This window comes from Shewanella zhangzhouensis (genome assembly GCF_019457615.1).
Classification (GTDB): domain Bacteria; phylum Pseudomonadota; class Gammaproteobacteria; order Enterobacterales; family Shewanellaceae; genus Shewanella; species Shewanella zhangzhouensis.
Genome location: NZ_CP080414.1, coordinates 3,398,329 through 3,411,272 on the forward strand (window position 1 = coordinate 3,398,329; position 12,944 = coordinate 3,411,272).

Genomic DNA, 12,944 nt, shown 5'->3' on the forward strand with positions numbered 1-12,944 from the left:
GTATCTCAGTGTTTGCACGAGGAGGAAACCCAAGTCGATGGATTTGTTAAGGGATTCACAGAATTTGCGCTGGATCAAAAAAACGCTTAAGTCTGGGTTAAGCCAACCCCTGATGTGGCAGGTTGCCGGTGGCTTTTGAGCACTGGCAGGGAAATGATTTTCCATCAGGGGCAGGCATTCAGCTCACTGAATTGTCTTTGACTTTGTCTGTAGCAGCCGCATCACTGGCGTGAGCCCCCTGTACGGTTACCGATGCCTCAGAGCCATCTGCAGTGAATGCCCCTTTGTCACAGGTAGCCTCATTGCCAGGCCCGGGCTCGGCGTGAAGGTTTTCCTGCAGCGGCACCGAGTCATCATGCATAAACGATGGCTCGCGCTCTTCCCGCGCTGCGCCGTAACGCACCAGCAGGTGCCAGAGCCATTTAAGCTCGCTCATTACCTCGGCTTTATGACCCCGGGCGCGCCAGCGGGTTGGGAATCGGCTGACTTCACGGGCCGCAACACCGATGGCATAGGCGGTGACATTGCCATCGATGGCGAGCCGCTGCGCCAGTGACGGCATGCCTGCACCGCGAAAATCCCGCACTACATGTTCCACATCCAGACAGAGGCCCGAATGCCAGTAAAGGGCTATCTGATAACGCTCTGCAATCGCGCGCAGCACAGGTTCAATCTCTGTGCCTCTGAAACTGGGGTCGGCCACCAGAGCTTCCATGTCTTCAGCCAGCGAAAGCGGCCCGTGGATCTGCGCCTCGATATAGTGATCCAGATTGCCCGACAAACCACGCTCAAACCTGAGGGCTATGTCTTCACCCAGGGTCGAGACCAACCTTTCCACCAGTTTGGCCGGCGCCAGGCCATGCTCTCCCAGGGCATAACGGCGCTCGAAACTTTCAGTCAGCAAGGCCGCCATTACCATCTCAAAGGCATCGGCGGTGCCCTTGTCCCGGGGATTGCGGTAAGAATCATTAAAACAAAAGGTTGCCCGAGCCAGCACCTCCGGCTTGGTCAGAAAATAGCAGCTGCCAAAACGCGGCGCCGGGCCATTGGGGGCAAGCAGTAAATCCAGGGCTCCGTATTTGGGGCGGGCAGCTATGTCAGCGGTCAGCTCACGGAAAAATTGCCGCTCCCAGTGATCGCGGGCACCACCAATCTCAGGTGATAACAGACCGGACGAGATATGGGTTTCAAACTGACAACGGTAGCGACCGTCCTGCAACAGACCTTCGGCCACCATCAGACCACGGGAGTCGAACCTGTCAGGATGAAAGTGCAAGGCGATTCGTCCATGCATGGCCACGGCCTGCATAGCGGCATTGAATCGTCCCGGTGCTATGTCTGACATCTGCAGCACATTGCGGATAATCCCGAGTGCGGATTCACGCTCTTCCCGGGCATAACGACTCAGGCTTTCTATCGCCAGATACTGGCTGCTCGGCGAACGCGGCATCATGCTCCTTGTGGCTGGCCGGAAAAGGTTGAAAACACTGCAAAGATAGCAGAGCGGCCGCAGGCTCTCCATCTAAATTAACAGCCTTTAATGAGAAGTATTTTCTCGCCCTTCCTCAGTGAGTTATCTGTTCATTTGACGTTAACGGAAAGTTTTTTTCGTCAGTTGACTTTCATCAATTGCTTTTTCGCCCATGGCGATAATTTAGACACCAGAAAAGGATTATCAACACAAGGCGCCTCCTCTCTGGGAGGCCATAAAAACAATCACGCGATATCACAACCATGGAGTTTGGCATGAAAAACGAACAGCAATCTATCGAACATGGCGTGGACACCAACCGCAGACAATTTCTGGGCGGATCTGTGGGCGCAGGTCTGGTGGGTCTGGGGCTCGCTTCCGGACTGATGACCAGCCAGGCCAATGCCACCACTGCGGGCAACAAGACCAAAAGCGATCGCATGGCCAACTACACCGCCGATCAACTTGAGCGGGTAAAGCAAGAACTGGTGCCCCCGCCAATGGTGCCCAAACATGATCAGGTTGCCAGTGGCAAACCCAAGGTCATTGAAGTGCGCCTCGAAGTAGAAGAGAAGCAAATCGAGCTGGAAAATGGCGTGTTTGCCTGGGTATGTGCCTTCAACGGCAGCGTCCCCGGGCCACTCATCGTGTGCCACCAGCATGACTACGTTGAGCTGACTCTGGTTAATCCCAAGACCAATGTGCTGTCCCACAATATCGACCTGCACTCTGCCACCGGTGCGCTGGGCGGCGGCGAGCTGACCCTGGTAGCCCCCGGGCAGGAGGTCACTTTCCGCTTCAAAGCCACCAAGGCAGGTACCTTTGTGTATCACTGTGCCCCGGGCGGCATCATGATCCCCTGGCACGTGGCCATGGGGATGCACGGCGCCATCATGGTGCTGCCACGGGAAGGCCTGAGCGACGGTGATGGCAATCCGCTCCACTACGACCGCGCCTACTACATTGGCGAAGCCGACTTCTATGTACCCAAAGACGCACAGGGTAACTACAAGCGTTACAACCAACTGATGGAAAGCATGGAAGAAGTGCTCACCACCATGAAGACACTGCTGCCTTCCCACATAGTGTTCAACGGCGGCGTAGGCGCCCTCACAGGCAAGCACGCCATGCCAGCCAAAGTGGGAGAGTCTGTGCTCTTTATCCACTCCCAGGCCAACCGTGACACCCGCCCCCATATCATCGGCGGCCATGGTGACTATGTGTGGGCAGCGGGCTCCTTCGCCGACCGGCCACAACGGGATCTGGAAACCTGGATGGTGGCAGGGGGCAGCGCCGCTGCGGCGCTCTACACCTTCCGTCAGCCGGGGCTGCACGCCTACGTTAACCACAACCTGATTGAGGCCATCATGAAAGGGGCTGCCGCCCACATCAAGGTGGACGGTGAGTGGGATGACAACCTGATGGTACAGGTGAGAAAGCCCAGTGCCATCGTCTGAGCCTGAGCGCTGACAGAGCAAGTTGTGAATACCAGGGTGTAAACGCCAACATGTGAACCTCAGTCGTCTGCACCCTGCCACGCCGGGCCGCAAGGCCCGGTTAAGGAGTCTGATATGGGCAGTTCCCCCCTCGCCAAAGGGTTCCGGGCACGCCGGATTAGGGTGCCATGGCAAATTCGGCTGGCATGGCGATGTGCCTTTTTGTGGGCACTGAGTCTGCCGCTTCATGCCGGTGAGCCACTTAAAGACTACCGTTTGGAAGCCGCTGTGTATCAGTGGTATGGCACGCTGGACTCAGGCACCCTGTTTGAGTCCGGCAAGGGACACAAGCTGCCGTTCACTCTCCCTGAGTATCAGGGCACACAGGGCGGCGCCCACCACATACTGGCCATTACCCCGCTGCATTCTGACACACCAATACCAACCGCCGAGCCACAAGCGAACAGTGGCTCGCCGTTACGGGCTTCAGTGTCCCTGGAGTTTTTGCCTCCATCACCCGGCGACATGACCCGGGGACACTACCTCGAAGTCACCATGCACTTTGATGCGGCCCTGGCACTGACAGCGCTCACTACCGAAGCCCATGAACAGGATGACTTCGACTCCCGCTTTCGCCCCTCGGCCGATAGCAACCTTATCCGGGCACTGATTTATCGCTGGACGGCTCAGCTGGACTCACCGGACACGCCTTACCCGATGGGACTGCCTCCTTTTAGCCGAGACGCCAGCTTTATGGCCCCGGAAAAGGGCATAGACAACGCAGCGGATTACCTCGGTTACCTTGCGAGCCTGCAACATCAGTCCAGCAGGCGGGAAATCAAAAATCTGATACTGCAATCCAGCGCTGAGCCCGGGGAATACCGGGTGAGTTTTGAATACCAGTGGCGGGCACAAAACGCCCGCGGCGAAGAAGAACTGTCCCAAATTCAGGTCGATATGACGCTGGTTGTGACCAATGGACAGGCAGTGATTTCTGCGTATCGGGAGCGTTTTCTCCCGCCAGTAACCGACCTTGGCGCCGAAATCCGGTGCTGAACCCAGGAGAGCCTTATGATAACCAAGCGCCCACAAGCAGCGACCTTCCTCGGCAAATCTTTATCCATGCTGGCTTTGCTGCTGGCGTGCGCCGGTGCCCAGGTTCAGGCACAGATGCCGGTACTCAAGGGCATTGGCGGCGACTTCAGCATGCAAAGCAGCAAAGGGACTCAGGTCAACCTCAGCGACTTTCGCGGCAAGGTGGTGATGATGTTTTTTGGCTACACTAACTGCGCCGATATTTGCCCAACCACCATGGCCCATATCAGTCAGTTGATGCAAAAAATGCCGGCAGAAGAACGCGCCCGTATCCAGGTGCTTTTTGTCAGCATCGACAGCGATTACGACACCCCAAAACACCTCAATAAATACCTGAGCTACTTCGACCCCAGCTTTATTGGTCTGGTGGACGAGCGGGCCAAAATCGATGAAGTGGCCGCCATGTATCACGCCGATTACAGCAAACTCGCCGACGATAAGGTGACGACCGAGTACAAAAAGCTCAGCCTCGAACGCCAGGGCAGTTCCGGCAAAGGCTATCTCTATTCCCACACCGCCAAGATTTTTGTTCTCGACCCCGAAGGCCGGGTGCGGGGCTTCTTCTACACTGGCACGCCCCTGGACGAGATGCAGGCGGATATATCCTCCCTGCTTAATCCTCAAGCCAAAAGTTAATCAGACAGTGACGCCAAATCAGCTACATGAAAGGAAAACAAGATGACATTCAGCCTCAAACTGCTCCTCAAACCTGCCCTGCTGCTGGCGTTGGTCAATTCGGCCACGACCTTCGCGGGGGAACTCATGGTCCACGATGCCTGGGTCAGGGCCATGCCCCCCAATGCCAGAGCCGTGCCTGTGTATCTGTCGCTGCACAATGGCAGCGAAAAAGATATTGCCCTCACCGCCATAGAAACGCCTCTGGGGCGGATTGAGCTGCACCAGAGTATTCAGCAGGGGGAGATGATGAAAATGCAGCGCGTTGAGCGGATTGAGGTGGCCGCCCACGCCATGGTCAAACTTGCCCCCATGGGGTATCACGGCATGCTGCTGGACATGCAGGCGCCCCCGGCGGCCGGGGAACAAGTCGCACTGACACTGCACTTTGATAACGGAGAAACCGCACGGATAGAAGCGCCTGTAATAGCTGGGCAGGGTGAAATGATAGCCTCGGGCCATGAGCATCATCACTGATCTCAGCCTTATCCATCAAAGGCGATCCAGATCAATGATTTGAATAGAAATGTGACTTAGTCTGCCCTTCAGTAACCGAGCCGGGGGGCAGCATGATCACCGACATCCACACCAGTCAGATTATTCACCAGCACCATCTTTTCTCGCCCCTCGAACCGAGGCAATTGGAACAGTTGCTGGCGGGAGCCGGTCGCATCAGTTTGTCGCCCCAGGAACACCTGTTTCATCGCCAGGACCCGGCCAAACGTTTCTATCTGGTGCTCAAAGGTAACCTGCAACTCTATATCACCAGCGCCCAGGGCCAGCTCAAGGTACTGGAGGTAGTGCGGCCAAATCATTCGTTCGCCGAAGCGCTGATTTTCAATCAGGAACCCTTTTATCCGGTGTCGGCCCAGGCGGTACAGGCCTGCGAGCTGGTGAGTTTTGATGCCGAGGCCTACCTTGCTATTCTCAAGCAGAGCCCGGATGCCTGCATTGCCGTGATGGCTGCCATGAGTATGCGCCTGCACAAGGATATTCAGGAGATTGAAAACCTGTCGCTGCAAAACGCCGAGAACCGCCTGCTGATGTTTTTGCTCCGGCACAGCAAACCTTCCGGGGATAACAGCGGCATGCTGACTCTGGATGTGCCCAAACGAACCCTGGCGTCACGGTTATCGATTCAGCCGGAAACCTTCTCCAGGCTGATCAAAAAGATGAACAGCGAAGGCATGATTGAAGAGTCGAGGGGGCTGATTAATATTCCGGATCTCGGCCGTCTTTATGAAAGTATTCAGCAGCTTGAACCTGCCGCATGCGGACGTTGCCCCATGGCTATCAAAAAAGCAGCGTTGAAACGGGCTGAAGCAGCAAATAAGGCCAGCTTAAATTCCAGAGCGCTGGCGGACAGAATTCCCGCCAACGTGAATTGATGTTGGGCCGCAGTAGCGCGCCTTACACCGGTTTGGCTGATTAGGTCAGGTCCCTGCCGCTGTTTCGCAGCTGCCAATCAGGGTCTTGAAGTGTTGCCCCAGATCCTGACCGGCAAAGGCCTGAGCCTCGCTCGCCATACGCGCCAATGTTTGCGAGGCGCCTTCCAGCCCCTCCTGTTCAATCAAGGTCTTGGCATAGGCCGCCACATCGGCGCCCTGCTGCAATAGGGCCGCCGCATTTTGCAGGTCAAATTCCTGCTCCATCATCGACTGCACATTGACCAGCAGCTCCGCCACCCTGGCCGACTCCACCAGCGCCCCTTCCACCTTGACCAGCTCACCCAGAGGATCGTCGGCAAGTTTATTGGCCACACAGGCCGCTACAGAACCCGCCTCGGCGCTCATCACTACAGCGTCCAGCCCCTCGGCGCGAATTTGCTCAATCGCTTGCTGAAGCTCGGCATTGCGCGCGAGCCACGCTTGCTCCATTGCCGCCTTTTCATCTCCCCCAAACCAGCCGCAGCCAGACATCAACAGGGCACCCAATGCCAGTGTGAGAATTTTTTGTGTCATTGCCTTTTCCTTCAAATCAACTATCCATAAACAAGGCATGAATAACTGCGCTGCCCCGTGTTGCCACAGTGTTCCAGAAACGCCTTAAACGGGAATGAACGCGTAAAACCAACAAATAAACGCAGGTTTGCGGCCATTTACATGGCGGCATGCCCGGTGCTTTGGTAAGCTTGCGCCCCCTGTTACGGGTGGGGCCACCAAGCCCGCCCGAACACCTTTCCTGCAAGCAAGAGAAGACTGCATGAGTTTTGCCTCACTGGGCCTGTCGGCGCCCATCCTCAAAGCCCTCGATCATAAGGGCTATAAAACCCCGTCTCCCATTCAGGCCCAGGCCATTCCTGTGGTGCTTGAAGGACGGGATTTGCTCGCCGCCGCTCAGACTGGTACCGGCAAAACCGCAGGCTTTACCCTGCCCTTGCTCGAATTGTTATCCCAAACTCAAAAGGCCGGCCCCAAGCAGGTGCGTGCCCTTATCCTGACCCCCACCCGGGAGCTCGCGGCGCAAATCGCCGACAACATCACCGCCTACAGCAAGTACCTGCCGCTGAAGAGCACTGTGGTGTTTGGTGGGGTGGGCATTGGCCCGCAGATCACCACCCTGCGCCGTGGCATCGACATCCTGGTGGCTACACCGGGCCGCCTGCTGGATTTGCACCAGCAAAACGCCGTCAGCTTCCATGGTCTGGAAATTCTGGTGCTGGACGAAGCCGACCGTATGCTGGACATGGGCTTTATCCACGACATCAAACGTATCCTGAAACTGCTGCCTGCAAAGCGACAGAATCTGCTGTTTTCGGCCACCTTCTCGCCGGAAATCCGCACCCTCGCCCATGGACTGTTGCACAATGCCGCCGAGGTATCTGTTACCCCAAGAAACAGTGCCGCCGAATCGGTAAAACAATGGATAGTCCCGGTGGACAAAAACCAAAAGCCGGCCCTGCTTGCCGAGCTGACCCGTTTTTACCGCTGGCAGCAGGTGCTGGTGTTTTGCCGTACCAAACACGGCGCCAACCGCCTGGTCCGCCAGATGGATGCTGAAGGCATCAAGGCCGCCGCTATCCACGGCAACAAGAGTCAGAACGCCCGTACCCAGGCGCTGGCCGACTTCAAGCGCGGCGCCATTCGCATGCTGATTGCCACCGACATTGCCGCCCGCGGCATCGATATCAGTGAGTTGCCCAACGTGGTCAACTTCGAACTGCCCCACGTGCCGGAAGACTACGTGCACCGTATTGGCCGTACCGGCCGCGCCGGTGCCAGCGGCGAAGCCGCATCACTGGTGTCCAATGAAGAAGCCAAGCAGCTCAGAGACATTGAGCGTCTGATTAAGCAAACGCTGCCCCGCAAAGAATTTGAGGGTTTTGAGCCGGTTCATGGCCTGCCCCCGAGCGAAAATCAGGGCAAGTCCAAGCCAGGCAGTAAGCAATGCGCCAAGCCCGGCAATAAGAACCAGGGCCGTAAACCTCAGGGCCAGAGTCGCAATGCCCAGCCAAAACAGCGCCAGGGCAGCCGAGCACAGGAAGAGCGAAATCAGCAGGACAAAGCCCCAACCCGCAGCGAACAGCCGCGCAGCGAGCAATCCCGCAGTCAACAACCTCGTCGTGAAAGAAGCAGTAACGACCAGGCTCGCGCTGACAAGCCACGCACTGACAAACCACGCAGCGACAGAGCACGGGGCGACAACGCTCGTGGCGAAAGCGGCCGCAGCGATGCCCGCAGTGACAAGGCTCGAAACGACAAGCCGCGCACCGACCGCCCAAGCTCAGACAGAGCCGCCGGCAATAAGCCCCGCAGCGGCAATCGCCCCCAGGGACAGGGTCAACAGCGCGCTCAGGGTCAACAGCGCGCCCACGGCAATGCCAAAGGTAGCGATCGCAATCAGGCGTAATCTTGCCTGAGACAATAAAAAACCGGCCAATGGCCGGTTTTTTGTTTGCGGGAAGCGTCACCCAGGCGGCTTGTTATAACTGGCACTGCCTGTCGTTACATAACTCAGCACCTGAATCGGCTGACAGACCAGAGTCTGAAGCCTCACGCTTATTGACCTCACGCGTAAGCAGGGCGTCTTGCATCAGCAAGGCGCCTATCGCTTTACCGAGCTTCATATCTTCCAGCGGCCCGAGATGTTGCATCCGCACCCGCCCGTCCGCGTCCAGCAGCACCAGGGTCGGCGTGCCCTGAAATCCCCAGCGGGCCATAGTCTCGGGAATGCGCCCGGCCGGACGATCTATAGCAATGGGAAACCTGAGCCGATACTCATGCACAAAGGCCTGCAGCGCCTCCGGCCCCATCACCCCATGGTGCTCAAATACCGAGTGCAGCCCAATAATGGCAATGTCATCTCCGAAGGTATTTGCCACCCGGGCAAGTTGCGGCAGACCATGGCTGATGCAGGCGGGGCACAGCATCTGAAAGACGTAAATCAGCAGTGGCTTGCCACGAAAGTCCTCAAGGCTTAAGGGTTTTGGCGTATTCAGCCAGCCACTGGCGGCAAGCTCTGGAGCGAGTGGAAATTCGATGTGCGACATAAACGGCTCCTCAGTGATTCACCTTACCCGGCAGACTCAGGTCGCCAGAGGCCACATCGAACACATCCACCACGCAAAACAGCGGCGCATGCAGATTGGCGCTGACTCTAAGCCCCGACGTCACCCCATCAAAGCTAGCGGACGTTACAACATCGATATTGTCGAATGGCACCTTCACCTCGACTCTGTCGCCGCTCAGCAACGGGTCAAAGCCGGGGCTGTCGATATACAGGGGTAAGCCGGGCCAAGTCTTGGGCAGCTTGGGGCGCGCTCCTTCGGGTATATCCTTCACTTTGAGCTTGCCGGGGCCGCATGCGTCATCGGCTACCAACACCACCCAGTGGCTGTGCCAAAGATCGCCATCGTTGTCGGTATTGTTATCGCCGTTTTCATCAAACAGCGGCGTATCGTCAAAGTCCGGGTGGCTCGCCACCGCCAGCGCCAGAATGCCAGCCCCGGCGTCAAAGCCCACTTCACCACTGTCGATACTGGTCGGCCATACGTAGGCAAAGGCCGAAGCGCCCGCGAGCTTGCCACCGGCCTTGGGAATAAGGCTACCGGCTTCGCCGGCAACCCCCATGTGGAAGGTAGCCACATTGCCCTTGGTGGTGATTTTGGCATGCACTATGTCAAAGGCGGATTCTATCGCCTTATCGGTTTTGGCCTGAATGCCGCCCTGATGGGCGCCGTGGCCAATGGCGGCTGCGCTGAACAGCAAACCTGACAGGGTTGCAATGGCGAGTTGTGATGGTTTCATGGTGGATCTCCTTAATTGTTTTGAGTCGAAACAATTAAAACCAAAATGATCCAGCCTTGTCAATATAGTTTCGAGGCGATACAATTATTTCATGATCTCAGAAACCATCCAGATCCAGCAGTTGCTGGAACGCATTGCGGCGCTGCTGCGCGGCGAAAGGCGAAACAAATTAGTCGAGTTGGGGCTGCTTCCGGTGCAGTTCGATGCCCTGTGCTATCTGGGAGAATGCAACCGCTACTCGGACACCCTGATGGCTCTGTGTGAGTACCTGGGCCAGACCAAGGGAACCGTGTCGCAAACCCTGAAAGTATTGGAGAAAAAGGGGCTGATTGAGCGCCAGGCCGATGCCAAAGACAAGCGGGTGGTGCACCTCAAACCCTCAGGCGCCGGATTGGCACTGCTCAGCGAGCTGACCCAGTCTCCCCTGCTTTGTGCCTTGCACGCAGAGCATGGAGTCGACACCCGGCTGCAAGGCGCCCTCACTGAGCTGTTAAAGCAGCTGCAACAGGCCAATGGTGGCCGCGCCTTTGGAGTGTGCCGCCAGTGCCGCTACAACCAAAGCCCTGCCCAAGGGCATTTCCAATGCGGTCTGACCGGTGATGCTCTGTCTGAGGCGGATACCCGGCTTATCTGCCGTGAGTATGAAGGTAATGATTAGCAAATAAAAACCGGCTTTACGCCGGTTTTTACTGGAACAGTACAAGCTCAGTCGTTCGCCGCGTAGGCCAGCAGACCATCGTGCATCAGCGCTGCGGTGCCTTCACCGAAGCGGTCGTAAAACTGCCTGAACCTGTCGTCGGTAAGATACATGGCCGCCAGCATGGGAAGCCGCGCTCTGGGGCACTCGCCATTGGCGCTGAGCCAGCGATGCTGACGCTGCATAAGCGTCTGCACCTTCACAGATTCAGGCGACTCCCCCAATAAGCCGGCAAGCGCCATGGCAATGGCCTCACCTTCCGCGTCCAGCACCGCCTTTTGCGATGGCGTCAGTCCATCCCTGCCGCTGCCGCCTTTGGCAACCGATTCCTCACCCCACTTTGCTACTGCTTCTTTGCGCAGGGCTTCTTCGCTGCGCGCCTTGTCACTGAAGTCGCTGAAAAGCGCCGTTGCTGCATGTTTATCTGTCATCCAAGACTCCTGCGGCCCGTTCTCGAGCCTGTCGATGGCGAGCGCCAACATACCCCTCAGTTTTTCAAAGTGGGCGATGCGGCCGCCAAGCTGTTGAAATTGGTCTTTAAGGCAAGCGAGCATCTGTTGATCTGTGCCCTGCTCAGAGCTATTCCCAGGGCTGTGCATCAGCGCTTTGATATCGGCGAGTTTGAGCCCCAGCTCCCGATACATCAGGATTTGCTGCAATCGGATAAGCTCCCTGTCACCGTAAATCCGGTAGCCACCGGCGCTGCGACCACTGGGGTACAGCAGCCCGGTTTCATCGTAGTGATGCAGGGTTCGCACACTCACACCGGCCAATTTTGCCAGCTCGCTGACACTGTACTGCGCCACACGCTCTCCTTAAAAACCGTCCATACATCCGTGTTCTAACCGAACACCACAGCAAGTCTTGGGCCTCACGTAACGTGAGACGCAAGGGGAGTTTTACCATTTCAGGCGAATTTATTTGAGCCCCTTTCGAAAGCGCGCAGAAAAAGCACCGCTGTCGGGCGTTACAGCGTTAAAATGGCGTCATCCCGGGACAAAGCACCCTCTATCAGAGCCTCGGAGCCTAACGTGCATCCAACTAAAATTACCTTTTACGAAAGGTTCGAACCCATCATCCTCTCCGGCGACAAGACCATCACCATCCGTGACGAGGCCGAGTCACACTATGTGCCGGGCACCCGGGTTGCCGTCCATACCTATGAAACAGACCGCTGGTTTTGCGATATTGAGATATGCGCCGTCACGCCCATTCAATTCGATGCCCTGAACCAGGAGCACGCCCGCCAGGAGCATCTGTCACTTGAGGATTTGAAACGTATTATCCGCGACATCTACCCCGACCTGGACTCACTCTACGTGATTGAGTACCGACTGCTTTCCCGGGACTGAACCGGATAGTCCTTAAGGCTGACTTTCCGCGCTTCCATGCCATTAGGCAGGGACTTGAGGTTGACTCGGGGCAAACAAGCTGAAATAACAATACCTTGCATAAAAATCATTGAATTTTTTCTGGTTTTGCCTCAAGGAAGTCCCATGGAAATACCCCTGTATCAGGTCGATGCCTTTGCAAGTCAGGTGTTCGAAGGCAATCCGGCCGCCGTTTGTCCTCTGCCCCATTGGCCGGACGATACGCTGCTTGCCAGGATTGCCAATGAAAACAACCTGTCGGAAACCGCTTTTGTCGTGCCGGTAAACGGCGGCTATCACCTGCGATGGTTCACGCCCGCAGAGGAAGTGGAGCTGTGCGGCCACGCCACCCTGGCGGCAGCCCATGTGCTATTCAACCATCTGGGGCATGAAGGTAATGACATTGCCTTCCAGACGCTCAGTGGCGTGCTCACGGTGACACGCAGTAACGGCATGTACACCCTCGATTTTCCGGCCACTGTGCCAAACCCCACCGAGGTGCCTGCCGCCCTGATAGCGGGCCTCGGCACGGGCGCTGAAGCGGTACTCGCCGGATTTGATTATGTCGCAGTGCTCAAGGATGAAGCGAGCGTAAAAGCCTTAACGCCTGACTTTACGCCCTGGCACAGCCTGCCCCTGAGAGGCGTGCTGGTCACGGCGCCCGGGGATGAGGTGGACTTTGTCAGTCGCTGCTTTTTCCCGAGGCTCAAGGTGGATGAGGACCCGGTCACGGGCTCGGCCCACTGTGAGCTGGCGCCATACTGGGCCAAACGCCTCAATAAAACCCGGCTGACAGCCAGGCAGCTGTCGTCCCGTCCCGGCAGTCTGGTGTGTGAACTCGTCGGCGACAGGGTCAGGATCTCCGGTCAGGCCGTGGACTACCTCAAAGGCACTATCCAGCTGCCTGAGGTTAACGGATAACACGCCTACCGATACACCGGCGAACCGGCGTTG

Annotated in this window: 14 protein-coding genes; 9 read left to right on the plus strand and 5 right to left on the minus strand. The window is 57.1% G+C overall.

Annotation, left to right across the window (positions count from 1 at the left end):
- Positions 1-178: 178 nt before the first annotated feature.
- On the minus strand, positions 179-1,450 hold the full coding sequence (locus tag K0H63_RS14880) for a DUF3626 domain-containing protein (protein ID WP_220065350.1): 1,272 nt from the start codon (positions 1,448-1,450) through the stop codon (positions 179-181).
- 296 nt (positions 1,451-1,746) lie between these two features.
- On the opposite strand from K0H63_RS14880, the gene nirK reads away from it, so the two are divergent.
- From nirK to K0H63_RS14905, 5 genes are all read left to right on the plus strand, one after another.
- Entirely contained in the window at positions 1,747-2,928 is a 1,182-nt protein-coding gene (nirK, locus tag K0H63_RS14885; RefSeq protein WP_220065351.1) for a copper-containing nitrite reductase, read from the plus strand.
- Positions 2,929-3,042: 114 nt separating this feature from the next.
- The gene (locus tag K0H63_RS14890) at positions 3,043-3,963 is read left to right on the plus strand and encodes a hypothetical protein (protein WP_220065352.1); all 921 of its coding nucleotides are present in this window, start codon (positions 3,043-3,045) and stop codon (positions 3,961-3,963) included.
- Positions 3,964-3,978: 15 nt separating this feature from the next.
- Complete coding sequence (locus K0H63_RS14895) at positions 3,979-4,638, plus strand: SCO family protein (RefSeq protein WP_220065353.1); 660 nt, start codon at positions 3,979-3,981, stop codon at positions 4,636-4,638.
- A gap of 42 nt (positions 4,639-4,680) precedes the next feature.
- Positions 4,681-5,154 carry a copper chaperone PCu(A)C gene (locus K0H63_RS14900; protein ID WP_220065354.1) on the plus strand — a complete coding sequence of 158 codons (474 nt, stop codon included), beginning with the start codon at positions 4,681-4,683 and terminating at the stop codon, positions 5,152-5,154.
- 92 nt (positions 5,155-5,246) lie between these two features.
- Entirely contained in the window at positions 5,247-6,065 is an 819-nt protein-coding gene (locus K0H63_RS14905) for a Crp/Fnr family transcriptional regulator (protein WP_220065355.1), read from the plus strand.
- Positions 6,066-6,110: 45 nt separating this feature from the next.
- Here the strand turns inward: K0H63_RS14905 and K0H63_RS14910 are convergent, their stop codons facing one another.
- Entirely contained in the window at positions 6,111-6,638 is a 528-nt protein-coding gene (locus tag K0H63_RS14910; protein ID WP_220065356.1) for a hypothetical protein, read from the minus strand.
- Between the two features lie 241 nt (positions 6,639-6,879).
- On the opposite strand from K0H63_RS14910, the gene K0H63_RS14915 reads away from it, so the two are divergent.
- Entirely contained in the window at positions 6,880-8,526 is a 1,647-nt protein-coding gene (locus K0H63_RS14915; protein ID WP_220065357.1) for a DEAD/DEAH box helicase, read from the plus strand.
- 73 nt (positions 8,527-8,599) lie between these two features.
- On the opposite strand, the gene K0H63_RS14920 is transcribed toward K0H63_RS14915, so the two are convergent.
- Both K0H63_RS14920 and K0H63_RS14925 read right to left on the minus strand, forming a co-directional pair.
- On the minus strand, positions 8,600-9,166 hold the full coding sequence (locus K0H63_RS14920; RefSeq protein ID WP_220065358.1) for a peroxiredoxin family protein: 567 nt from the start codon (positions 9,164-9,166) through the stop codon (positions 8,600-8,602).
- 10 nt (positions 9,167-9,176) lie between these two features.
- Positions 9,177-9,923, minus strand: coding sequence for a hypothetical protein (locus tag K0H63_RS14925; RefSeq protein WP_220065359.1), 747 nt, complete (start codon positions 9,921-9,923; stop codon positions 9,177-9,179).
- A 91-nt stretch (positions 9,924-10,014) separates the two neighbouring features.
- Between K0H63_RS14925 and K0H63_RS14930 the strand changes: the two genes are divergently transcribed.
- On the plus strand, positions 10,015-10,581 hold the full coding sequence (locus tag K0H63_RS14930; RefSeq protein WP_220065360.1) for a MarR family winged helix-turn-helix transcriptional regulator: 567 nt from the start codon (positions 10,015-10,017) through the stop codon (positions 10,579-10,581).
- Between the two features lie 47 nt (positions 10,582-10,628).
- On the opposite strand, the gene K0H63_RS14935 is transcribed toward K0H63_RS14930, so the two are convergent.
- Positions 10,629-11,426 (minus strand): MerR family transcriptional regulator, encoded by a 798-nt coding sequence (locus K0H63_RS14935; RefSeq protein ID WP_220065361.1) that lies wholly within the window; start codon positions 11,424-11,426, stop codon positions 10,629-10,631.
- A 174-nt stretch (positions 11,427-11,600) separates the two neighbouring features.
- Here K0H63_RS14935 and yqfB point away from each other — a divergent pair, with 174 nt between their 5' ends.
- Together yqfB and K0H63_RS14945 are read left to right on the plus strand one after the other, a co-directional pair.
- A complete protein-coding gene (yqfB, locus tag K0H63_RS14940) occupies positions 11,601-11,972 on the plus strand; it encodes a N(4)-acetylcytidine aminohydrolase (RefSeq protein ID WP_434086731.1) in 372 nt (123 codons plus the stop codon).
- A gap of 144 nt (positions 11,973-12,116) precedes the next feature.
- The gene (locus tag K0H63_RS14945; protein WP_220065363.1) at positions 12,117-12,911 is read left to right on the plus strand and encodes a PhzF family phenazine biosynthesis protein; all 795 of its coding nucleotides are present in this window, start codon (positions 12,117-12,119) and stop codon (positions 12,909-12,911) included.
- Positions 12,912-12,944: the final 33 nt, after the last annotated feature.

Coding starts and splice junctions, on each gene's coding strand:
- K0H63_RS14895 (WP_220065353.1), top strand. CDS start 3,979: ATGATAACCAAGCGCCCACAAGCAGCGACCTTCCTCGGCAAATCTTTA.
- K0H63_RS14900 (WP_220065354.1), top strand. CDS start 4,681: ATGACATTCAGCCTCAAACTGCTCCTCAAACCTGCCCTGCTGCTGGCG.
- K0H63_RS14930 (WP_220065360.1), top strand. CDS start 10,015: ATGATCTCAGAAACCATCCAGATCCAGCAGTTGCTGGAACGCATTGCG.
- nirK (WP_220065351.1), top strand. CDS start 1,747: ATGAAAAACGAACAGCAATCTATCGAACATGGCGTGGACACCAACCGC.
- K0H63_RS14880 (WP_220065350.1), bottom strand. CDS start 1,450: ATGCCGCGTTCGCCGAGCAGCCAGTATCTGGCGATAGAAAGCCTGAGT.
- K0H63_RS14910 (WP_220065356.1), bottom strand. CDS start 6,638: ATGACACAAAAAATTCTCACACTGGCATTGGGTGCCCTGTTGATGTCT.
- K0H63_RS14920 (WP_220065358.1), bottom strand. CDS start 9,166: ATGTCGCACATCGAATTTCCACTCGCTCCAGAGCTTGCCGCCAGTGGC.
- K0H63_RS14905 (WP_220065355.1), top strand. CDS start 5,247: ATGATCACCGACATCCACACCAGTCAGATTATTCACCAGCACCATCTT.
- yqfB (WP_434086731.1), top strand. CDS start 11,601: ATGGCGTCATCCCGGGACAAAGCACCCTCTATCAGAGCCTCGGAGCCT.
- K0H63_RS14925 (WP_220065359.1), bottom strand. CDS start 9,923: ATGAAACCATCACAACTCGCCATTGCAACCCTGTCAGGTTTGCTGTTC.
- K0H63_RS14890 (WP_220065352.1), top strand. CDS start 3,043: ATGGGCAGTTCCCCCCTCGCCAAAGGGTTCCGGGCACGCCGGATTAGG.
- K0H63_RS14915 (WP_220065357.1), top strand. CDS start 6,880: ATGAGTTTTGCCTCACTGGGCCTGTCGGCGCCCATCCTCAAAGCCCTC.
- K0H63_RS14945 (WP_220065363.1), top strand. CDS start 12,117: ATGGAAATACCCCTGTATCAGGTCGATGCCTTTGCAAGTCAGGTGTTC.